This window comes from Synechococcus sp. RedBA-s (genome assembly GCF_024345495.1).
In the GTDB taxonomy this organism is placed as follows: domain Bacteria; phylum Cyanobacteriota; class Cyanobacteriia; order PCC-6307; family Cyanobiaceae; genus Regnicoccus_A.
On record NZ_JAGQBF010000003.1, the window covers coordinates 40631 to 62385 of the forward strand.

At 66.8% G+C, this 21755-nt stretch carries 20 protein-coding genes; 14 read left to right on the plus strand and 6 right to left on the minus strand.

Annotation, left to right across the window (positions count from 1 at the left end):
• The first annotated feature begins 8 nt into the window (after positions 1-8).
• Together metH and KBY67_RS01735 are read left to right on the plus strand one after the other, a co-directional pair.
• Positions 9-3725, plus strand: a complete 3717-nt coding sequence (gene metH / locus KBY67_RS01730; protein ID WP_255108013.1) for a methionine synthase — start codon at positions 9-11, stop codon at positions 3723-3725.
• A gap of 61 nt (positions 3726-3786) precedes the next feature.
• Positions 3787-4059 (plus strand): DUF4090 family protein, encoded by a 273-nt coding sequence (locus KBY67_RS01735; RefSeq protein WP_255108015.1) that lies wholly within the window; start codon positions 3787-3789, stop codon positions 4057-4059.
• An 8-nt stretch (positions 4060-4067) separates the two neighbouring features.
• Here the strand turns inward: KBY67_RS01735 and KBY67_RS01740 are convergent, their stop codons facing one another.
• Complete coding sequence (locus KBY67_RS01740; RefSeq protein ID WP_255108200.1) at positions 4068-4289, minus strand: hypothetical protein; 222 nt, start codon at positions 4287-4289, stop codon at positions 4068-4070.
• Between the two features lie 169 nt (positions 4290-4458).
• On the opposite strand from KBY67_RS01740, the gene KBY67_RS01745 reads away from it, so the two are divergent.
• On the plus strand, positions 4459-4863 hold the full coding sequence (locus KBY67_RS01745) for a DUF2237 family protein (RefSeq protein ID WP_255108017.1): 405 nt from the start codon (positions 4459-4461) through the stop codon (positions 4861-4863).
• Positions 4864-4888: 25 nt separating this feature from the next.
• Here the strand turns inward: KBY67_RS01745 and KBY67_RS01750 are convergent, their stop codons facing one another.
• On the minus strand, positions 4889-5671 hold the full coding sequence (locus KBY67_RS01750) for an SDR family NAD(P)-dependent oxidoreductase (RefSeq protein WP_255108019.1): 783 nt from the start codon (positions 5669-5671) through the stop codon (positions 4889-4891).
• A gap of 37 nt (positions 5672-5708) precedes the next feature.
• On the opposite strand from KBY67_RS01750, the gene KBY67_RS01755 reads away from it, so the two are divergent.
• The 5 genes from KBY67_RS01755 to KBY67_RS01775 all read left to right on the plus strand — a co-directional run bounded on the left by KBY67_RS01755 (position 5709) and on the right by KBY67_RS01775 (position 10323).
• Entirely contained in the window at positions 5709-6626 is a 918-nt protein-coding gene (locus tag KBY67_RS01755) for an NAD(P)H-dependent glycerol-3-phosphate dehydrogenase (protein ID WP_255108021.1), read from the plus strand.
• Positions 6623-7552, plus strand: coding sequence for a PhzF family phenazine biosynthesis protein (locus tag KBY67_RS01760; RefSeq protein ID WP_255108023.1), 930 nt, complete (start codon positions 6623-6625; stop codon positions 7550-7552). The genes KBY67_RS01755 and KBY67_RS01760 overlap by 4 nt, the downstream gene beginning before the upstream one ends.
• A gap of 11 nt (positions 7553-7563) precedes the next feature.
• Positions 7564-8532 (plus strand): SpoIID/LytB domain-containing protein, encoded by a 969-nt coding sequence (locus KBY67_RS01765; protein ID WP_255108025.1) that lies wholly within the window; start codon positions 7564-7566, stop codon positions 8530-8532.
• A complete protein-coding gene (locus tag KBY67_RS01770) occupies positions 8519-9346 on the plus strand; it encodes an ATP adenylyltransferase (protein WP_255108028.1) in 828 nt (275 codons plus the stop codon). The genes KBY67_RS01765 and KBY67_RS01770 overlap by 14 nt, the downstream gene beginning before the upstream one ends.
• A 167-nt stretch (positions 9347-9513) precedes the next feature.
• Entirely contained in the window at positions 9514-10323 is an 810-nt protein-coding gene (locus KBY67_RS01775) for a sigma-70 family RNA polymerase sigma factor (protein ID WP_255108031.1), read from the plus strand.
• Here the strand turns inward: KBY67_RS01775 and KBY67_RS01780 are convergent.
• Positions 10271-10465: a sigma factor SigF gene (locus KBY67_RS01780; RefSeq protein ID WP_255108034.1), complete on the minus strand. Its 195-nt coding sequence runs from the start codon at positions 10463-10465 to the stop codon at positions 10271-10273. The two genes, KBY67_RS01775 and KBY67_RS01780, sit on opposite strands and share 53 nt — an antisense overlap.
• 287 nt (positions 10466-10752) lie before the next feature.
• Between KBY67_RS01780 and KBY67_RS01785 the strand changes: the two genes are divergently transcribed.
• Complete coding sequence (locus tag KBY67_RS01785; protein ID WP_255108035.1) at positions 10753-12411, plus strand: DUF3370 family protein; 1659 nt, start codon at positions 10753-10755, stop codon at positions 12409-12411.
• A 21-nt stretch (positions 12412-12432) separates the two neighbouring features.
• Positions 12433-13479 carry a J domain-containing protein gene (locus KBY67_RS01790; protein WP_255108041.1) on the plus strand — a complete coding sequence of 349 codons (1047 nt, stop codon included), beginning with the start codon at positions 12433-12435 and terminating at the stop codon, positions 13477-13479.
• 1259 nt (positions 13480-14738) lie between these two features.
• On the opposite strand, the gene KBY67_RS01795 is transcribed toward KBY67_RS01790, so the two are convergent.
• Positions 14739-16292 (minus strand): efflux RND transporter permease subunit, encoded by a 1554-nt coding sequence (locus KBY67_RS01795; protein WP_255108042.1) that lies wholly within the window; start codon positions 16290-16292, stop codon positions 14739-14741.
• Between the two features lie 29 nt (positions 16293-16321).
• Here KBY67_RS01795 and KBY67_RS01800 point away from each other — a divergent pair, with 29 nt between their 5' ends.
• Positions 16322-16582 carry a cell wall metabolism sensor histidine kinase WalK gene (locus KBY67_RS01800; protein WP_255108043.1) on the plus strand — a complete coding sequence of 87 codons (261 nt, stop codon included), beginning with the start codon at positions 16322-16324 and terminating at the stop codon, positions 16580-16582.
• 39 nt (positions 16583-16621) lie between these two features.
• On the opposite strand, the gene apcD is transcribed toward KBY67_RS01800, so the two are convergent.
• On the minus strand, positions 16622-17116 hold the full coding sequence (gene apcD, locus KBY67_RS01805; protein ID WP_255108044.1) for an allophycocyanin subunit alpha-B: 495 nt from the start codon (positions 17114-17116) through the stop codon (positions 16622-16624).
• Between the two features lie 121 nt (positions 17117-17237).
• Between apcD and rlmD the strand changes: the two genes are divergently transcribed.
• Entirely contained in the window at positions 17238-18638 is a 1401-nt protein-coding gene (rlmD, locus tag KBY67_RS01810) for a 23S rRNA (uracil(1939)-C(5))-methyltransferase RlmD (RefSeq protein ID WP_255108045.1), read from the plus strand.
• Between the two features lie 24 nt (positions 18639-18662).
• Here rlmD and pheT read toward each other — a convergent pair whose 3' ends face one another.
• On the minus strand, positions 18663-21131 hold the full coding sequence (pheT, locus tag KBY67_RS01815) for a phenylalanine--tRNA ligase subunit beta (protein ID WP_255108047.1): 2469 nt from the start codon (positions 21129-21131) through the stop codon (positions 18663-18665).
• Between the two features lie 110 nt (positions 21132-21241).
• Between pheT and rpmG the strand changes: the two genes are divergently transcribed.
• Both rpmG and rpsR read left to right on the plus strand, forming a co-directional pair.
• Positions 21242-21436, plus strand: coding sequence for a 50S ribosomal protein L33 (rpmG, locus tag KBY67_RS01820; protein ID WP_255108049.1), 195 nt, complete (start codon positions 21242-21244; stop codon positions 21434-21436).
• A 74-nt stretch (positions 21437-21510) separates the two neighbouring features.
• Positions 21511-21732 carry a 30S ribosomal protein S18 gene (rpsR, locus tag KBY67_RS01825; RefSeq protein WP_094553902.1) on the plus strand — a complete coding sequence of 74 codons (222 nt, stop codon included), beginning with the start codon at positions 21511-21513 and terminating at the stop codon, positions 21730-21732.
• Positions 21733-21755: the final 23 nt, after the last annotated feature.

Below are 21755 nucleotides of genomic sequence, written 5' to 3' on the forward strand. Positions count from 1 at the left end.
ATCACGCGATGACGGCACTGGTGGGCTCGGAAGCGGTGGCAAGGACAGGGACCGGCAGGATCGGCTTCCTGGAGCACCTGCATGGCCCCGGCCGGCCCGTGGTGGTGTTTGACGGCGCCACCGGTACCTCCCTGCAACAGATGGACCTGAGCGCCGAGGATTTCGGCGGCGCCGCCCTCGAGGGCTGTAACGAAAACCTGGTCTTTACCCGCCCCGATGCCGTGCAGGCCGTGCACGCTCAGTTTCTTGAGGCGGGCTGTGATGTGATCGAAACCGACACCTTCGGCGCGGCCTCGATCGTGCTGGCGGAATACGGGCTGGAGGACCAGGCTTTTGCCCTCAACCAGCGGGCCGCTGAGCTGGCCCGGGAGATGGCCGACCGCTACAGCACCGCCGCCAAGCCCCGCTTCGTGGCCGGCTCCATGGGCCCCACCACCAAGCTGCCCACCCTCGGCCACATCGACTTCGACACGATGAAGGCCTCCTTTCGCGAGCAGGCGGCGGGGCTGCTGGCCGGTGATGTCGATCTGTTCATCGTCGAGACCTGCCAGGACGTGCTGCAGATCAAGGCGGCGCTCCTTGGTCTGGAGGAGGCCTTTGCAGCGGCCGGCCAGCGGCGGCCGCTGATGGTCTCGGTCACGATGGAAACCACCGGCACGATGCTGGTGGGCTCCGACATCGCCGCGGTGGTCTCGATCCTGGAGCCCTTCCCGATCGACGTGCTCGGTCTCAACTGCGCCACCGGTCCGGAGCAGATGAAGGTGCACATGCGCTACCTGAGCGAGCACAGTCCGTTCGTGATCAGCTGCATCCCCAACGCCGGACTGCCGGAGAACGTGGGCGGTGTGGCCCATTACCGGCTCACGCCCCTTGAGCTGCGCTTGCAGCTGCTCCACTTCGTTGAAGATCTGGGGGTGCAGGTGATCGGTGGCTGCTGCGGCACCACCCCCAGTCACATCGCCGCCCTCGCCGAGTTGGCGGCTGACCTGCAGCCCCGCCCCCGCCCCGTACGCCTGCCGGAGCAGCGGCTGCAGCGGCCCGCCCTGCAGTGGGAACCGGCGGCGGCCTCGATCTATGGGGTCACCCCGTACCACCAGGACAACTCCTTCCTGATCATCGGCGAGCGGCTCAATGCCAGCGGCTCGAGGAAGGTGCGTGATCTGCTCAATGACGAAGACTGGGACGGACTGGTGGCCCTGGCCCGCGGCCAGATCAAGGAGAACGCCCATGTGCTCGATGTCAACGTCGACTATGTCGGCCGCGACGGCGAAAAAGACATGCATGACCTGGTCAGTCGCTTGGTCACCAATGTGAATCTACCGCTGATGCTGGATTCAACGGAGTGGCAGAAGATGGAGGCTGGCCTGAAGGTGGCCGGCGGCAAATGCATCCTCAACTCCACCAACTATGAAGACGGCGATGAGCGCTTCTTCAAGGTGCTGGAGCTGGCCCGCCGCTACGGCGCCGGGGTGGTGGTCGGTACCATCGATGAGGAGGGCATGGCCCGTACAGCGGAGCGCAAGTTCGCCATCGCCCAGCGGGCCTACCGCGATGCCGTGGAGTATGGAATCCCGGCCCATGAGATCTTCTACGACCCCCTGGCGCTGCCCATCTCCACCGGCATCGAAGAGGATCGTCGCAACGCCGCCGCCACGATCGAGGCCATCCGCCTGATTCGTGAGCACCTTCCGGGCGTTCATGTGCTGCTGGGGGTGAGCAATGTGAGCTTTGGGCTTTCGCCGGCGGCCCGGATCGTGCTCAATTCCGTCTTCTTGCACGAATGCTGCGAAGCCGGACTTGATGCCGCCATCGTCAGCCCCGCCAAGATCCTTCCCCTGGCGAAGATCACAGAGGAACATCAGCAGCTCTGCCGTGATCTGATCAACGACCAGCGCCAATTTCAATCGGCTGCGAGCGCGACCCCGACCGCGGCAACGGGGACGGCGGCGGCAAGGGCGATCTGCACCTACGACCCGCTCACGGTGCTCACCGGCCTGTTCGAGGGGGTGAGCGCCAAGGAGGCGAGGGCTTCAGGGCCAAGCCTGGCCGATCTGCCCGTGGAGGCCCGCCTGCGCCAGCACATCATCGATGGCGAGCGCATCGGCCTTGAGCCGGCTCTTCAGGAGGCTATGGCCTGTCACCCGCCCTTGCAGATCATCAACACCTTTCTGCTCGATGGCATGAAGGTGGTGGGGGAGCTGTTCGGCTCCGGGCAGATGCAACTGCCGTTTGTGCTCCAGAGCGCTGAAACGATGAAGGCCGCCGTGGCTTTTCTCGAGCCGCACATGGAGAAGATCGATGGGGTGAGCAGTGCCAAGGCCAAGTTTCTGATCGCCACCGTCAAGGGTGACGTGCACGACATCGGCAAGAATCTAGTGGATATCATCCTCACCAACAATGGCTATGAGGTGATCAATCTCGGCATCAAGCAGGGGGTGGAGGCGATCATCGAAGCCCAGCATCTGCACCAGGCTGATTGCATTGCCATGAGCGGACTGCTGGTGAAATCCACCGCCTTCATGAAGGACAATCTGCAGGCCTTTAATGAGGCGGGCATCACCGCTCCGGTGATCCTCGGCGGTGCGGCACTCACCCCCCGCTTCGTTCAGAAGGATTGCCGCTCGGTGTACAACGGCCAGGTAATCTATGGCCGCGATGCCTTCGCCGACCTGCGCTTCATGGATGCGCTCTCGGAGGCCCGCAAGGCCGGCCAGTGGGACGACCAGCTGGGATTCCTCGCCGGTGCCCCCGCCGGGCTGGGGCTGGAGCCCGAGCCGGCAGCTGCGGCTGAGTCAGTGGCTGAGTCAGTGGCTGAGCCCGAAGCGGCAGCTGAAGTGGCCGGCCCGGGCGATCAGGCCGCAGGAACCACCGTCCCCGGCATCTCCAGCCATCGCTCCGAGGTGGTGCCGGAGGAACCCCCCGTGGAGCCTCCCTTTCTAGGAAGTGCCCTGATCCAGGAGGGCGAGATTCCCCTCGATGAGGTGTTCGCCTATCTCGATCGCAACGCCCTCTTTGCCGGCCAGTGGCAGCTGCGCAAGAGCCAGGAGCAGAGCCGCCAGGCCTATGAGGCGATGCTGGCCGAGAAGGCCGAGCCCGTGCTGCAGAGCTGGATCGAGCGCTGCCGCCAGGAGGTGCTTCTCACTCCCCGGGTGGCCTATGGCTACTTCCCGTGCGGCCGCGATGGCAATGCCCTGGTGGTGTTTGATCCCGAGGGCAGTGAGCGGGAGATCGGCCGCTTCGAGCTGCCGCGGCAGCGGGGCGGAAACCGCTACTGCATCGCTGATTTCTTTCGCGATCTACGCGATGGCAGGCCCAGGGATGTGCTGCCGATGCAGGCGGTGACCATGGGTGAACGGGCCAGCGCCTATGCCCGCGAGCTGTTCGCCGCCGATCGCTACAGCGACTACCTCTATTTCCATGGCCTGGGGGTGCAGATGGCCGAGGCCCTGGCGGAATGGACCCACGCCCGCATCCGCCGCGAGCTGGGCTTCGCGGCCGAGGAACCGGCGGCCCTGCGCGACGTGCTGGCCCAGCGCTATCGCGGCAGTCGCTACTCCTTCGGCTACCCGGCCTGCCCCAACGTGGCCGATTCCCGCCAGCAGCTGGCCTGGCTCGACACAGGTCGCATCGGTCTGACCATGGATGAGAGCGATCAGCTGGAGCCAGAGCAGAGCACCACTGCTCTGGTGGCATTGCACAGCCGCGCCCGCTATTTCAGTGCCTGAGAGTCCGTCTCCCGCTCAGAGGGGGCAGTGGCAGGCTGAGGGGGTCTGAGCTTGAACTGCCATGGCGATTGCCGGTCCTGATGGTGTTGATGCGGCGATCGCCGCCGGCCTTGATCTCGATGGAAGCCCCATCCCTGCTGAGATGCTCAGCCTCTACAACGAGGTGATGGCCCTGGAGGCGGCGCGGGCCCGCAGCGGCGTGCGCAAGTCGATGCGCAACCGGGTGGTGAAGACGGGCTCGAAGCACCTGGATCAGGCCAGTCTCGATGCCCGCCTCAAGGCCGCCGGCTGGGACGGGCTCAAGGCCAAGGAGATCGACTTTTTCTACGGCTGAGGCGAGGCTCAGAGCGACTCGAGACTGTCGATCACCTCCTGCTGGAAGGCCTCCAGATTCGTCGAGTCGCTCAGATCAAAGCCCTCCCCCGCGGCGTTCTGGGTGAGTTCCTGGAAGTGGAAGGCCCCCTCCCCATGGGCGAGAAATTCCATGGCGGAGGTTTCACCGCTTTCCTTGAAGGCGTCGTACAGGGCCATGAAGGCAGCGTCTTCGGCGAAATCCCAGCTCATGAAGGTGTTGAAGGCAAGGCGGAAGGGCGGCAGAAGGAAGCCTTCCAGCACCGCTGCTCAATGAGCTTTAACGCCTGCCCCCCCGAATCCGTCAACCTCCCCGACGGATTTTGTCTTCGCCAGTGGTCCGACTCCTGGTCAGACTCGGGGCTCATGCACGGGATTTTGCGTGGATCAATCGTCGACACCCCCCAGCCCATCGGCGCTGAATGTGCTGGGGCAGCCTCTGGTGGTCTGTGGTTGTGAGCCACTCACCGGCTGGTTCCGCGATGGCCATTGCCGCACCGATCCCGCCGACCATGGCCGTCACACGGTCTGCTGTGTCATCACGGACCTGTTTCTGCGCTACTCCCTCTCCCAGGGCAACGACCTGAGCACCCCCAGGCCCGACTACGGCTTTGCCGGCCTCAAGGCCGGCGATCACTGGTGTGTCTGTGCCCCCCGCTGGCTGGAGGCCCACGACGACGGCGTGGCTCCACCGGTGCGGCTGGAGGCCAGTGAGGCCTCATGCCTGGAGCTGATTCCCCTGGAGTTGCTTGAGGCCTTCGCCCATACGGCCACTCCGCGGAGCTGAGCTCACAGCGGGAGCAGCTGGAAGCTCACCAGGGAATCGTGGTGCCGTCCCAGGCCAGGAAGCGGCCTGAGTCGGCTGGTTCCTGGGCGGCGATCACATCGAGCAGCTGGCCGGCGGCCCGCTTTGGGCTGAACAGCCGCTCCGCCGGCACCGAGCGGCTGAAGGGTTCGGAGAGCGCCGTGGCGGTGGTGCCGGGATGGAGCAGGCTCACGCAGGCCAGGGGCAGGCGCCGCTGCCACTCCAGGGCCAGGCAACGCAGCAGCTGGTTCTGGGCGGCCTTGGCCGCCCGGTAGGCGTACCAGCCCCCCAGCTGGTTGTCACCGATGCTGCCCACCCGGGCCGAGAGGCTGGCGAAGTGCAGTGGCTCCTGGCGGGGCAGCAGCGGCTCCAGGGCCTGGGCCAGCAGCACCGGGCCATAGGCATTGACGCTGAACAGGCGCTCCAGCGAGCCCCGCCTCAGCTGCTGCAGCCGCTTCTCCGGCTGCAGGTCACCGTCGTGGAGCAGGCCGGCGCTGTTGATCACCAGCCGCAGCCGCACCGCCTCCTGCTGCAATCGCCTGGCGCAGGCGTCGAGGCTGGCGTCGTCGCTGAGATCAAGGGCCAGCGCCCGCTCGGGTGGCACCACGCTCTGCGTGGGCCACGGGTTCCGGCTGCTGCCCCACAGCCGCAGGCCGGGGGCCCGCAGCGCCAGGGCCTGGAGCAATGCCTGGCCGATGCCGCCGCCGCCCACCACCAAGGCATCCCCCTGCCAGTGGCCGAGGCCCTGGGGGGCTTCAGGGGCTCCAGCTGCCGAGGCCGGCGTCGCCATGGGCTGGGCCACAAGTGGAATGGCTCATGATGGCCGGATGGCACTGCGCATCGGCATCTACGGGCAGGGCGCTTGGGGCCGAGCCCTGGGCCAGGTGTTCGGGCAGGGAGGCCACAGGATCAGCACCTGGTCGCGCCGCGCTGGCGGCGAGCCCGCCCAGTTGCTGCCTCACCAGGATGTGATCGTCTGCGCCATCGCCATGGCCGGTGTGCCGGAACTCTCCCAACGGCTTTCCCCCGTCTGGCCTTCCGGGCTGCCGCTGATCAGCTGCACCAAGGGCCTGAATCTGCAGCAACTCCTCAGCGCTTCTCAGCTCTGGCAGGGCGCGATCCCCAGCGTCTCCAGCCTGGTGCTGAGTGGCCCCAACCTGGCCGGCGAGCTGGAGGGGGGACTGCCGGCGGCCAGCGTGCTGGCTTCGCTCCACACCGATCTGGCCCAGTCGCTGCAACAGGAACTCAGCAGTGATCAACTGCGGCTGTACACCAACAACGATCCGATCGGCACCGAGCTCTCCGGCGCCCTCAAGAACGTGATGGCCGTGGCGGCCGGTGTCTGTGATGGGATAGGGCTCGGAGCCAACGCCAAGGCCTCCCTGCTCACCCGCGGGCTGGCGGAGATGGGCCGCCTCAGCCAGCAGCTGGGCGGTGATCCCGGCACCCTCTACGGACTGGCTGGGCTGGGCGATCTGCTGGCCACGGCCAACAGCCCCCTAAGCCGCAACTACCGCTTTGGTCTGCACCTGGCGGAGGGACTGAGCGCCGAGGGGGCCATCCGGGTCATCGGTGCCACGGTGGAGGGCCCCTCTACGGCCGTTGCCGCCCTGGCCCTGGCCGAGCAGGGTGGGGTTCGCTTGCCGATCTGTGCCCAGGTGGTGGCCCTGATCGAGGGGCGCATCACCCCGCCAGAGGCGGTGCGCGCCCTGATGGAGCGCGATCTCAAGACGGAGGAACGATGAGCAATGGCGAGCTGCCGGCGGCACTGATCACGGCGTTCGCCGAGCGTCCGCTCCAGGGCAACGGTGCCGCGGTGGTGGCCCTGGAGCAGCCGGCTTCCGCCCCCTGGATGCAGGCGGTGGCAGCCCAGCTGCGGCAGTCAGAGACGGCTTTCCTGCTGCCGCTCAGCCGGCTCGGATCTGGAGATGACGCCGCAGGCGAGTGGGCCCTGCGTTGGTTCACGCCCCGCTGCGAAGTTCCCCTCTGCGGCCACGCCACCCTGGCCTCCGCCCTGGCCCTTGGCCACTGGGGACTGCTGACATCAGGCGCCTCTACCCGGCTGCACAGCCGCTCAGGGCCGCTGCTGGTGAGCCTGGGACAGACTGGTGCGGGCCGTGCCCAGCTGGTGCTCCCTTCAGGGGGTCTGGAGCCCTCCCCCCTGCCCACTGAGCTGGCTCCATCGCTGGGGGGCACCCCTCTGCGCAGCTGGCGGTCGGCCCTGGGCTACTGGGTGGCCCTGCTGCCGCAGGAGTTCCCCCTGGCCGGCCTCGATGGGGACGCTCTGGCGCAGGACTTGCGCGGGGAGCTGCGCCAGGGACTGGTGCTGATGCAGGCGTTGGCGGCCAGCGACCAGACCCCCACGGTGCAGGGCCTGCCGGCCGACTATCAACTGCGCTTCCTGGCGCCGGGCCTGGGCATCAGTGAAGATCCGGTGACAGGTTCGGCTCATGCGCTGGTGGCTCCGTGGTGGTGTGACCAGCTGGGGCGCGAGCGGGTGGTGGGCTGGCAACCGTCCCCCCAGGGGGGCGGGATGGTGTGCGATCGGCTGTCTTCAGGCATGATCCGGCTGTCGGGTTCGGGTCAACTGCTGTGGGATGGCCGCTTGAGCGCTGGTGTCGACGCTGGGGAAGCCGCGGACTGGAGCTGCTGTCGGCCCGTCCTGGGCTGAACCGTGTGCTGGTGACCGCGCCCCTGAGCGTGGTGGCCCTGGGCCTTGGCTTCCTGGCCCAGCAGGCCTTCACCGAACCCCGCTCCAGCCTTGATGCCAAGGTGATGGAGGCGCTGTTGCCGGCCACCACCGCCGATGACCCCGACCGCCAGGCCGAGGCGCGGCAGCTCCGCGAGATCCAGGCGCGCCGCGCCGACGGCGCCATCCCCCCACCTGCGGCGGGAGCCGGCCCCAGCGGCGACCTGGCCCTGGCGGAGCCGGCCGCTGGCCGTCCCGTTCCCCTGGAAGCGCGGGTGGCCCTGCTGCGCCAGGCCGGTCGACCCACCCTGTCGGCCACCGGACCCTGGCGGCTGCTGGACGGCGATGGCCGTGTGCTGCTGCGCGGTAGCGCCGGCGAAGCTGTGGACTGGAGCAGCCAGAGCAGCGCTGATCTCTGGCTGGAGAGTGCCGGCGCCCAGGCCTTGCTGGTGAACGGATTGCCCTATGAAGGCCGCCTGCGCCTGCTGCGCGAAGGGGGCGGCATCACTCCGATCAACCACCTGCCCCTGGAGCGCTACATCGCCTCGGTGGTGGGGGCTGAAATGCCCAGCTCCTGGTCGATGGAAGCCCTCAAGGCCCAGGCCGTGGCCGCCCGCTCCTACGCCCTGGCCCACCTGGCCCGGCCCGCCAACCGCTATTGGCATCTGGGCGATACCACCCGCTGGCAGGCCTACCGGGGACTGGAGTCTGTCTCGGCCCGGACCCGGGAAGCCACCGAACGCACGAATGGCCTCATCCTCAGTTACCAGGGGGGGATTGTTGAGAGCCTCTACGCCGCCAACTCCCAGATCACCCTGGAGGCCCATGGCCATCTGGGCGCGAGCATGAGCCAGGAAGGCGCCCAGCAACTGGCCAGCCAGGGTCAGCTCTACAACCAGATCCTCGGTCACTACTACCAGGGGGCCTCCCTGGCACGGTTGCAGATCGGTGGAGCGGGCTGAGCGGATCTGGGCCGAAGCCCTGGAGCGCAGCCGTGAGGCCCTGGGCAGCGGCAGCCTTGTTCCCCTGGAAACGGAGCTGCTCCCCGCCCAGGGCTGGCAGCCGTTTCAACTGCGCCGCCTGCTTTCAGCCCCACCAAAGCACCTGCGAGCCCAGGGGCCCAAGCCCAACCCCTTCCACCCCTGGGATCCGCGTCTGCAGGTTCGATTGCTGGGGCCCGGGCATCTGGTGCTGCTCAACAAGTACCCCGTCCAGGCGGGTCATGTGCTGCTGATCACCCAGGGTTATGAACCCCAGTCGGGCTGGCTCGAAGCCCACGACTGGGCGGCGGTGGCCCGGGTGGATGCCGACACCGGTGGGCTGTGGTTCTTCAACAGCTGCGCTGAGGCCGGCGCCAGTCAGCCCCACCGGCACCTGCAGCTGCTGCCCCGTCGCGGAGAAGAAGCCTGTCCGCTGGACGGATTGCTGCAAAAGCAGCTGGCCGCAGGGGAGAGCCCCTGGCCCTGGGCCTACCAGCTCAGCCCCCGCCAGCCCGGCGACGGGGCTGAAGCCCTCGTGGCCACGTACCGGGCCCATGCCCGGGCTCTCGGTCTGGGCGAGCCGTCGGGAGATAGCAAGCCGCGCCATCCCTACAACCTGATCTTCAGCGACCACTGGTTCCTGACGGTGCGGCGGCAGCGGGAGCACGTGGCGGGCTTCAGCGTGAATGCACTGGGGTTTGCCGGCTACCTCCTGATGAGCGAGCGCTCGGAGCTGGACTGGCTGCAGCGCGAGGGCCCCTGGGCCCTGCTGCAGGCGGTGGCGGCAAACGGCTGAGGGCTGAGTCCCATGAGCTGAAGTCTGGCCATTCCGTGGATTCACGGTTGCCGGAAGCGGCTGGTTGGTCCGTATCTGGAAAAGGGGAAGCGACCCGAGGTCGTGGCTCCCCGGTGGGGCTCCAAGCCCAACCCTCCTTTCCCTTTTACATCCACCTCTAGCGACCAATGAACAGCGCCTCCCTGCTTCAACCCCGCTCCAGCCGTCCATCCCTGAGCCGGCGCCAGCGCCAGCGAAACGACCGGGTGGCACGGCACCTGGAGCTGGTGCGACCGATCGCCCACCACTACAGCCTGCTCTGCCGCGAGGGTCGCGACGACCTCACCCAGGTGGGTCTGCTGGGCCTGCTCAGGGCCGCTGAATTGTTCGAGCGCGACCAGGGCACTCCGTTTGAAGCCTTTGCCCGCCATCACATCCGCGGGGCGATCCTCCACTACCTCCGTGACCAGGCGCCTGTGATCCGGCTGCCCCGGCGTCAGCGGGAGCTGGAGGACCGCCTGCGGCGGTTGCAGCAGAGCCAGGTTGCTGAAGCCTCCCTAGGCATAGGCAGCCGAGGCATGGCACCCTCTACCGACTCCAGCCTGCGCAGGTCACTGGGCCTGAGCGAGGCCCAGTGGCAGCGCTTCGAGCAACTGCGTCAGCTGGGCAGGCTGGTGAGCCTGGATGGGGAGGAGGAGCGTCTTGCGGCAGCTGAGCCCGAAGCCGAGGTCGGCCCAGAGGGGTGTGAGGCCGGCGAGCGGGTCATGGCGCTGCTGGCCCAGCTGGAGCAACGCCAGCGCACCGCCGTTCAGGAGGTGGTGCTCTCAGGCCAGAGCCTCAGGGGAACGGCCCGCAAGATGGCGGTCAGCCCGATGACTGTTCACCGCTTGCTGGCCCGGGCTCTCGACAGCCTGAGGCAGCGCCTGGAGGGGGAGGGACTGGGCCTCAGCCCTGGTCCTGGCCGCCGTCGCGTGCCATCTGCTTCTCCAGCGTGCTGATCGCGGCATTCACCGCCGCCAGTTGGCGCTCGACCCCGTCCCGCCAGTAGCTGAGCATGTGCAGCTTGCGCTCCTGATGCTGGCGACGGCTGGAGGCGGGGTCGCAGCCGAAGCCACCAAAGCAGGCCAAAGGGGGAAACATGAGAAAATGACACGTCTACGGACGGTTCTAGCGAGCGGTCCACCCTCAATGCGAGGGCTGACTCGACACTGAGGCCAGCGCCCACACTCCAGCGAGACCTCCCTCCAGTCAAGGGCCCTGCCCCATTGGCTCGGGGGAGCGACCACCACAAATCCGGAACAACGTCCCAGTTGAGATTCAGATTGAGAACTTTTGGTCCCATTGGTCTCGCTGCAGTAGCCGCCCTCTCCGCTGCGGCTGGCGCGATCCTGGAGGCACCCGCTGCTCGGGCCTCCTATGTGCAGCTGATGTCAGGTCAGTCGGCACGCCCCCTGCAGGGACGTTTCAACGCGGTGCCGGTGCTCCACTCCAACCAGCCGGAGGAGGTGTTCGGCCCGGGCATTCTGGTGAACACGGCTCCTGGATCGGCCGTCGCCCGGGAAACCGGCCAGAGCCTGCGCAACGCCACTTTCACCTTCAACGGTGAATTCGGTCTGCACATGCACCACAAGTATTACCCCGAGGACGCCCGCCGTCTCGGCTATGGCCTGGTGCGCGGTCAGCTCACCCTGGCCACGATCGTGATGAACCCCGGCTCCCGGCCGGTCACGCTCGAATTCGACCGTGGGGCCGTGCGCAACAGCTTCGAGGCGCCCTATCTGGCCAATCACCTGATGGGGGTCAAGCCCCTGGGACCCAGGCCCTGGAACACCGGTCCTGGAGATGCCACAGCCGTGATCATGCTGCGCAACCAGCGTGATTCGAAGTTGCCCGAGCGGATCACCATTCCCGCCAACAGCAGAGTCGTTCTGTTCAACACCCGGCTGCCGGCCCGGGGTATCGCCAACGGTCTGCTCAGCGGCCGCAGCGACGGTCCCTTCCAGATGGCGGTGGTGGCCGCAGAGGATCCCCGCGGCGATGCCGATCTGATCGCGGTCCTGGATCAGGGGGTGCTGGCCCCGGGCCGCACGTACCTGAGCATGCTGCCCCAGATCCAGAACCGGCAGGTGTTCTCCCGGGTCGGTGGGGTGGCCCTGGGTGATGCCTTCCAGGCCAGCATCAGCCACGACTTGAACCAGTCCCCACTGCATGTGCCCCTCACCAGCACCACCCGTCACAATTTCGGCACCGGTGAGGTCCAGGTCAATGGCCTGGCCAGCCGCATGATCGATTCCTCCCTCGACAACGTGGGAACCTATGGGGTGCGCTTCGATGTGGAGCTGAACCTGAAGGGTTCAGGGCCCTACGAACTGGTCTTCAGCCATCCCACCGCCAATGGCCGCCAGTTCACCGCCTTCCGTGGATCCCTCGGAATCGAATCTGACGCTGGGTTCTACGAAGTGCACGTGGGCATGCGCTCCGGCGAAAGCCTCTCGCTGGGTCAGTTGAACCTTCGAGCCGGAGTCAACAATCGCGTCAAGGTGAGCATGGTGTACCCCGCCGATGCCACCCCGGGTCATTTGCTCAGCGTGGTGCCCGCCTATCAGCTGGCCCAGCTGCGGGAGCGGGAGCGCCAGGTTGAGATCGCCCGTGCCGCCGCAGCCGAGGCCGCCGCGGCGGCCAAGCGCAAGACCACACCTGCGGCAGCACCACCGGCGGTGGCGGCCGGTGAGAGGGCACCAGCCCCGGTCATCACGGTGCCACCGCAAGCTCCCGTCCCAAGACCCGCAAAACCAGCCACTACGGCCAACCCCACCACCTCCAAGCCGGCCAGTGCCAGCTCCAGCAACGCCCGGTCCGCTCCGCCCCCACCACCGCCGATGCCGGCGCTCGTGCCGGCCTGGTTGCCGCCCCTGCCTCCGTTGAAGTTGTTGAATCAGGCGCCTGCGGGTACAGCCAGCGTGGCGGAGGTGCCTGTGGGCACATCCAAGCCAGCCTCCCCCCAGGAGACTCAGCAGCTGCGGGATCGCTACCTCGAGGCCGCCGATGCCCAGCAACGCTTTCTCAGGCAGTTGATGGGTCGTTAAGCCCGTTTTGATCAAGTTGCCGTGCCACCCGACGACAGGAAGGCGGATCGCCAGAGAATTCAGCTGATCCTGCCCGTCGCCCAGGTGGAGCAGATCGATGAGCTCTGCAGACAGCTGGGCCACCGCAGCCGCGGTGCCCTGTTGGAGCGGCTCCTGGAGGATCTCTTCCCCAGCGCTGAGGGTCTGAGCGACGACGCTGAGGGGGAGGAGGCTGAGCTGGAGGAAGAGTTGGATGCCTGCCGGGCCCTGGTGCTTGTCACCGGGCTGGAGGGCGACCTGCTCTCGCTCAAGGGCATCAATGACGAACCTGAGCCGGCGGAGCAGCCCGCGCTTGAGCTGGTGACCCGAGCTCCCCAGCGCGGGCAACCCCAGGAGGCCCGCGAAGCCTCGGGTTCCAGTGGCATCGATCTGCCGGGTTTCGTGCGTCAGACGTCGGCGCGCCTGAAGCGCAGCCTGCATCCCCGACCAACCGTTGCCGCTCAACCGCTGCCCGCGGTGGAGGCTCCTGAGCTGGATCAGGCCTTGCTCGCCGCTGATGAGCACTGGCTCAGCCTGTATGGCACAGCGGCGAATGAGGCGGTGCTGGAGGCCGCCATGCTCTGGCTGGCCCGCGACATCTGGGCCCAGTCGGATCAGGCGGAGGGGCGGCCCTTCACCTGGGCCTTGATGGAGCAGTGGATCAGTGGCTTCGTGACTGGCTGGCCGCCTGGACCGCCCAGGTTCAGCCGGGTGATCGTCGCTGCCGGGCTGCTGGAGGACCCCTTCAGCACCGGGACCCTCACCCTGAGGGTCCCCACCTTGATCCGTCGCTTCGTGCATCGCTTCCGGCGGCGCCGCCAGGGAACGTCGTTCCAGACCCTGGAGCACACGATGACGTTGCAGGGAGCCCTGAAGGTGCTGGCGCTGCCCACGGCGCCTGGTCACCAACTCAGCCTCAACCAGATCCGCGAGGCCTATCGCGAGCAGGCCATGAGTCACCACCCCGACTCAGGCGGCAGTGCTGAGGCGATGCGCCGCCTCAACGAGGCCTACCAGTTGCTCAAGGAGCTCTACCGACGCCCGGGCTGAGCCGGAGGCCAGGGGCGACGTCATGTGTCGACACATTCGTTGTTTCGTTAGTCTCCTTCCAGACAAGTTATGAGTCCAGCAGTCTGTCTTGACTGAGATGCGCTAGCCATTGCTTTGGGCTTCAGTTGACCTGGCGCTACCAGCCCTAGCGCTGGGGTTGCCCTGTGGCGCGCGGAACCGTCCATCGGCAGGACTGGGACTGGCGCCCGTGGGCTGCGCGGGCGGCTGTGGACCGCTGGATGTGGGCCCGGACCGGCTGCGTTGGTCCAGCCAGGCTTGGACACAGCGTCCAGGGGCCGTCGCAACGCTCAGATCCCAGTGGTAGCAAGCCTCAGCGATTCTGCGTACCTGCTGTAGACACAGGTACGCGAGTGATTCTGGCTGTCAGAGCCCCATGTGGTTCTCCTGGGATGACGCCGAATGGGCGACTTTTGGGGTTGATTCACGGCTGGGCCGGGGGCCGGGCGCCGGGCGCACTTGCTTCTTAACCATCTCAAATGAGAGGCATATTCGGGCCAAGACTTGGACTCAACCTGGATGAAAGTTTCTAGTTTGAGACGCATAGCGGGTCTTGAAATGGATTCCAAGTGAGTCAGCTGAGCAACTCTCTAGGGCTGCGTGGACTCACGGCTTGACCTCTGGCTCCGGATCCTCGCTCTCCATTGACTCAGGTCTCCGGCCAGGGCGCGGAACTCACCTGATAAATCCTATTTGTCCCGAATAGATCTTGAAATGAGACTTATATCTCGTCCCTTGTGAGATGAGTAAGATCATTCCAAAGGGGCGAAGGACTGGCGGCTGCTCATCCACGTTTGTTGCAACTCTGGTAGTTGCCTCAGCTTGGCTGGCTGAGTTTGGGCTGATGGTTGGTTGCGGTCGATGCAGCCGATTGGCCTGGTTGCTCCCTTGGAGGCGTTCGGGCCGAAGGGCTGGCTGAAGCATTCATCTGTCTTATTCATGTCCATAGACTGGACTCATGCATAGACCAAAATGAGACCAATCATCCAGGTCTATTTCCCAGCTCAATCCAGTTTCATCTGATCAGTCCCTCACTGCGCCTGGGTGTCAGCGCAGGACTTCTCGATCGACACCGACTTGGTGCTGGACTATCCCCTCCAGGGTTCCATCACCTCCACTCGGAGATCTGCTGGAGTTGCTGGAGCCAATCATCACGGACCATGGCTCAAGTCCGGGCCGCTCGTCGTCGCCCTGGCCCATCGCTTGGATCTCCTCATTTCCGCTGATTGAGCTCTCGTTCGTCACAGTTCCTGGCGATGACCATGCCGGTGATACACATCACTGACGTGGGCGTGCTCGTGCTCAATCGGTGTGTGCTGATGCTCATGGGCATGCCAATAAGACTGCTGAGTGTTGCCTATGGCCTGCTCATCCCCAGGGTGGTCGTGGCTGTGGTGGGGGTCGCCGCCGGTCGGATCGTGCCTGTGACGATGGGCATGGCGGAACGCGTTATGGCGATGCCAGTGGGCATGGTTTTCCTTGAGCAGAACGGCAACGCCGAGCAGCATCAGGGCGGAGGCCATGGCCATGCCGCCAGTGAAGGCTTCCCGCAGCACCAGTACGGAGAAGAGCAGGCCCACGAAGGGAGCCGTTGAAAACACCACGGATTCGCGCGCCGCACCCAGGTGGCGAAGAGCGAGCAAATCCAGCCAGATCGAGAGGCCATACCCAACGGCGCCAATCGAGAGCAACGCCAGAAGAACGGGCCAGGCCGGAAGGGTCTGGCCGGCAGCGAGAGACAGGATCAGCATGGGAACCGAGGCCCCGATCGCCTTCAGCAGCGCGATCTGAATTGGGTTGCGCAAACTGAGGCGTTGGCTGAGGTTGTTGTCGATCCCCCAGGCCAGACAAGCCCCGCCGATCAGCAGCGTGCCCTGCAGGGTGGCTCCGTTCAAGGAACCTTCCGTGAGCAGAACGGCACCTCCTATGGTCAGAACAGCAGCGATCAGCCCCTTGCGGCTGAGATGTTCACGGCCGATCAGCACCGCGATCAGCAGCGTGAACACCGCTTCCAGGTTCAGCAGCAGCGAGGCCGAACCCGCCGTCAGCAGGGTGAGCCCCTGCACCAGGAAAATCGGACCGACCATCCCACCCAGAACGGTGAGCCCTAGGAGTGGTGGAAGGTCACGGCGCTGTACCGGTGACTCCGCCTGCTGGCGTCCCACGGCGGCCCGCACCACCAGCAGCGCCAGGGCAGCTCCGGCGTAAAGCAGGGCCGCGATCATCAACGGCGAAGCTTTGCCGCTGATCACGCTGATCAACGGAGCGCTGAGCCCGAAGAACATGGCCACCAGGCCACCAACAAGGGCCAGGGGCCGGCCGCTGACGTTGGTGGACACCACAATCAAGCGAGAAATATCTTCCCGGTTGACCACATTGGCCCCAAAGCCGTAGTCGATCTTGGCCAGGGATCCCAACGGCAGCATGCTGCCTGCAGGGGTGGCGATCGGTATGGCCCGCAGGGCATCAAGGCTGTTGCGGGAGTCCTCGGGCAGCATCACCACCACATCGGTGTGATCGGTGCCGTTGCTCACCACCTGCCCCACCGTCTTGCCGTTGAGGGCAATCTCCAACGCCTCGGCGAGCTGTTGCATCGTGAGTCCATTGGCGGTGGCGGCCTGGCGGTCGAAGGCGATTTGAACTTGCTGGATCGGCAACTGGGGTTCGAGCTGCAGATCCACCACCCCCTGGATCGGCTCGATGGCATCCTGCACCTGCTCGCCGATCCTGCGCAGCTCCGCCAGATCGGGCCCGTAGATCTTGATCGCGATCGCGCTGCGAACCCCCGAGAGCACCTCATCACACCCCCAGCGGCGGGGAGGTGGTGCTGAGCCTGAGCCGGGAGGGGCATCAGGCGCTGCTGCAGGTGAGGGACAACGGCATCGGCATCAGCCCTGCCGATCAGCCGCGCCTCTTTGATCGTTTCTTCCGCAGTGATGGGAGGCGCTCCCGCAGTCAGGGCGGCACTGGCCTGGGCCTTTCCATCGCAGCAGCGATCGTTCGCCGCCATCAAGGGGAGATCACCGTGTCGTCAAAGCCGGGGGCTGGGAGCCTTTTCAGCGTCAGACTGCCGTTGGCAGTCTGACGAACCTGCAGGGCCTTGTGAAGTCTTTGGCCTAAGAGCTCAGCCCTGGGTCTGCATGCCCTGGATCAGATAGTCGAAATAAGGAGATGTGCCGGCGGCATCATCGGTGCCCAGCAGGGCCAGGGAGGCTTCCTTCAAGGTGCGCATGCTCTCGACCATGCCCGCCATGGGCACACCGAGGCTGTTGTACATCTCGCGGGCCCCGTTGAGACCGATCTCCTGGATCTTCTCGGTGCTGCCGGCCAGCACGCCGTAGGTGACCAGGCGCAGATACCAGCTGAAATCACGCAGGCACTGGGCCCGTTGTTTCTGGCCATAGGCATTGCCTCCCTGGGCCACGTAGTCGGGTTTGCGGGAGAACAGGAGGCGGGCGGCCTCATCGACAATCTTTTTCTCGTTTTCCGCCAGGGCGCGGGCCACGCGGATGCGCTGGGCTCCACCAGAGAGGTACTGCGCCATCGAGCGGAGTTCTCCGCCGCTGGGATACCGCAGCTGATCATCGGCTTGGAGGATCAGATCCCGAACGACGCTCATCGAGGACACCAGTCGCTGGATCACTTTATCGATCCACGAACCCCCCTGCGGCAGGACGTCTTCAGATGTAACGCCCCTTTGCATCTAGGGTTTGCTCAACGACCTAAGCGCTCCGATTCCCATGGGACTTCCCTTGCCGGTCCCAGGTACGGACCTGGATCTGTGCATCTCCGGCCTCAACCACCACGGCCAGGGGGTGGCACGCATCGCGGCCAGTGATGGCTTGTCTGCCGACCTGGTGGTCTTCGTTCCAGAGGCTTTGCCTGGCGAGCGGGTGCGGGCCCGAGTGCACCACAAGGCACAGCGCCATCTGGTGGCCCACCCGTTGGAGCGCCACAACGATTCACCCGAGCGGCGTCAGCCCCCCTGCATCCTGGCCTCCGACTGCGGCGGCTGCGGTGTTCAGCACCTCAACGACCAGGCCCAACTGATCTGGAAGCAGGACCTAGTGCAGCAGGCCATGCGCCGCATCGGCGGCCAGAGCCTGGAGGTGGAGCCGATCCTGGCCGCCGCCAGCCCGCTGGCCTACCGCAATCGCACCACGATTCCGCTGGAACGCTGCCCCGACGGGCAGCTGCGGGCGGGTTTCTACCGCAGCGGTACCCATCGGATCGTCAACATGAACCGCTGCCCGGTGCTTGATCCGCGCATCGATCGAATGATCGCTCCGCTCAAGCGCGACCTGGAGCAGAGCGACTGGCCGGTGGATGTGGATCTCAGCGAGGGGGGCGGCCTGCGCCACCTGGCCCTGCGGGTCGGCCACCACAGCGGTGAAGTGCTGCTCACCTTGATCAGCAGCCACAGCGACCTGCCCGACCTGGCGGCGATGGCGGAGATCTGGATGGAGCGCTGGCCGGAGCTGGTGGGCGTCGGTCTCAACATCCAGCCCCTGCCCACCAACACCCTGATGGGCCCCCGCACCCTCGAGATCGCCGGCCGCCCCTGGCTCAACGACAGCTTCGCGGGCCTGGAGCTGCGCATCGGCCCGGACACCTTCTTTCAGGTTCACACCGCCCAGGCCGAGCGTCTGGTGCCCCTGCTGATCGAGGCCCTGCGCCCCGCCCCCGGCCGCCGGCTGGTGGATGCCTACTGCGGCATCGGCACCTTCAGCCTGCCTTTGGCCGCCGCCGGTGCCAGGGTGCTGGGCCTGGAGCAGCACCCCTCCAGCGTCGAGCAGGCCCGGCTCAATGCCGGTCTCAACGGGCTCAATGGCCTCACCCTCGAGGCCGCCGATGTGGCCCTGGCCCTGCCCGAAGCCCTGGAGGGTGCCGATGGACTGCTGCTGGATCCACCGCGCAAGGGGTTGCCGGAGCGGGTCTGCGACGCGATCCTGGCCGCACCGCCCGAGCGGGTGGCCTACCTCAGCTGCAACCCTGCCACCTTGGCCCGCGACCTGGCCCGGCTCACAGCGGCGGGAACCCTGCGCCTGCTGCGGGTTCAGCCAATCGATTTCTTCCCCCAGACCCAGCACGTGGAGGCTTTGGCCGTGCTGGAGCGCACCTTCGAGATCCCCGGCAGCTGAGCCCTGTGTCTGCTCCGCGGAGCCCTAGGAGCGTCTGGCGGCGCCGAACTGCTTCTGCAGGGCGCCCACAATCTTTGTGTGGGCCTGCTCCACCTCCGCTTCGGTGAGGGTGCGGCGGGCATCGCGATAGCGCAGGCGGAAGGCCTGGCTGGCATGGCCGGCCTCCACCTGGCTGCCCACGTAGCGGTCGATCAGTTCCGCCGATTCCAGCAACGGTTTGCCGGCCTTGCGGATGGCGCTCAGCAGCTGGGCGGCGCTGACGGCATCGGGCACCACCAGGGCCAGGTCGCGCTCGGAGGCCGGCACGGTGGCGTAGGGGGCGAAGGCCGGCTGCCAGCGGTTGCGCCGGGTGGCGGCATCCAGCAGCGGCCCCAGGGCCAGCTGGAACAGGTGGGTGGCCTCCGGCAGGTCAAGGGCTTCGGCCCGCTGCGGATGCAACTGGCCGAACCAGCCCGCCAGCCGGCCCTCCACCACCAGCTCGGCGGCTCGGCCCGGGTGGAGCAGGGGATGGTCCGTGATGGGCCGGTCCTCGCAGGGGATCTTCAGGGCCGCCAGGGCCCGCTGCAGCACACCGCGGGCTTCGAAGTAGTCGAGGTTGCGCCCCTTGCCGACGCTGCTCCAGAGCTCCGAGCGGCGCTCGCCGCAGATCACCCCTGCCAGCTCGCTGCGCTCGCTCAGGCTGTCCCCTTCGCTCTGAAAGACGCGGCCGATCTCGAAGGCCCAGAAGCCCGGCATCGAGGCCTGCAGGTTGCGCCGGGAGGCCAGCAGCAGTTCATCGAGCAGGCTGTTGCGCAGGTGTCCGTAGTCGGTGAGCAGGGGATTGGTGAGCCCCAGCCGCGGGGCGTGCTCCATCAGGCCCTGGGCAGGTACCAGGGAGAAGGCGCAGGTTTCCTGCAGGCCGGCGTGGCAGAGCGCCTGCCGCAACCAGCGCTCCGCCTGCTGGCCGGGTTCGAGCCCGCCGGGCTCGATCGGGTCGGGCAGGTGGCTGGCGAAGTGGTCGTAACCCACCAGCCGGGCCACTTCCTCGATCAGATCCACCTCCCGGGTGAGGTCCATCGAGCGGGAAGGGGGCACCGTCACCAACCAGCCTTCGGCATCGGCGTCGGAGCGCAGGCTGCAGCCGAGGGCCGTGAGGGTCTGCTCAATGCGTTCGTCGGCCAGGTCGCCCTCGTGGCCGTCCACCAGCACCGGGCCCAGCAGGTTGTGCAGGGCATCGCGGCGCAGGTGCAGTGGTTCCACCGGCAGCTGGGGGCGCTGATGCAGCCAGCGGCCCTGCACCTGGCCGCCCGCCAGCTCCTGCAGCAGTTGCACCGCCCGATCGGCGGCCGCCAGGGTGACCTCACGGGGCAGACCCTTCTCGAAGCGGGCGCTGGCATCGGTGCGCAGGCCGACGCTGCGGGCACTGCGGCGCACGGCTTCAGCGCTGAACATCGCGGCCTCCAGCCAGAGGGCTGTGGTGTCGGCCTGCACCGCCGAGTTGGCGCCGCCGATCACACCGGCCAGGGCGATCGCTTGATCGGCATAGGTCACCACCAGCGCTTCGGGTCCCAGCTCATGGCTGGAGCCATCGAGGCCAGAAAAGGCCTCAGCCGCCCGGGCGGGGCGCAGGCCCAGGGCCGCCGGGTCGGCCGCTCCGCCCCCCAGCAGCTCCAGCCGGCCCTGGTCGAAGGCATGCAGGGGCTGACCTGTTTCCAGCATCACCAGATTGGTGATGTCGACCACGGTGTTGATCGGCCGCAGGCCGGCCCGCTCCAGACGGCGCTGCAACCAGGCCGGCGAGGGCTCCACCCGCACGCCGCTCAGGGCGGTGAGGCTGAACAGGCCGCCGGCTTCGATCGCTGCGGCGCTCGCCTGATCCACCGGCAGCGGCTCGGCGGAGATCACGGGTGCGGCGGGGGGCAGGCTGAGCCGGCCGCCGGTGAGGGCCGCCACTTCCCGGGCGATGCCCAGCATCGAGAGGCCATCGGGGCGGTTGGCGGTGATCGCCAGCTCCAGCACCTGATCGTCGAGGCCAAGGGCCGCCGCCACCGGGGTGCCCACGGCCGGCACCACCTCCAGCAGCTCATCGAGCACGGCGATGCCGTCGGAGTTGCCCGTCAGCCCCAGTTCCTTGAGGGAGCAGATCATGCCGCTGCTGGCCACGCCTCGCAGTTCGCTGGCCTTGATCGTCAGATCCACGGCGCTCAGGTGGGCGCCCACCAGGGCCACGGGCACATGGATGCCGGCGCGCACGTTGGCGGCACCGCAGACCACCTGCAGCAGCGGCTCGGAAGAGCCGGGCGCGGTCACCCTCAGCTGACAGACGCTCAGGCGGTCAGCATCTGGATGGGGCTGCCGGTCTTCCACGTAGCCCACTACCACGCCTGTGGCCTGGCTGGCGAGGTCGTCGATGGCTTCCACCTCGAACCCGGCGATGGACAGGCGCTCGGCGAGCTCCTGAACCGGCCCGTCGCAGGAGACCAGGTCCCGCAACCACTGGAGCGAGACCCGCATCCGCCTGCATCAATCAAGGCCCAGATCCTAAGGATCGGAATGGCGGAGGCCAGGAGGGTAAAGTGCCGGATTGTCATTTCGCCTCGCTTCAAGCGGCGCACGTCCTTCCTATGGCCAAAAACAAGGGCGTCCGGATCGTGATCACTCTCGAGTGCACCGAATGCCGGTCCAATCCCGCCAAGCGCTCTCCTGGGGTGTCTCGTTACACCTCCCAGAAGAACCGCCGCAACACCACCGAACGGCTGGAGCTGAAGAAGTTCTGCCCTCACTGCAACAAGAGCACGGCTCACAAAGAGATCAAGTGAGGTCCGGGGTCGCCCCCTAGGGGCGCACACCCAAGCAGCTCGTCCTTCATTCCCCCGCCCGTTCCCGTTCACCCATGTCCAGTTCCTTTTTCAAGAAGCGCCTCTCACCGATCAAGCCCGGTGATCCGATCGACTACAAGGACGTTGATCTGCTCAAGAAGTTCATCACCGAGCGCGGCAAGATCCTTCCCCGTCGTCTGTCAGGTCTCACCGCCAAGCAGCAGCGCGACCTCACCAACTCCGTCAAGCGGGCCCGGATCGTGGCGCTGCTGCCCTTCGTGAATCCCGAAGGCTGAGTGGTGTTTCCCCTGCCCCAGCG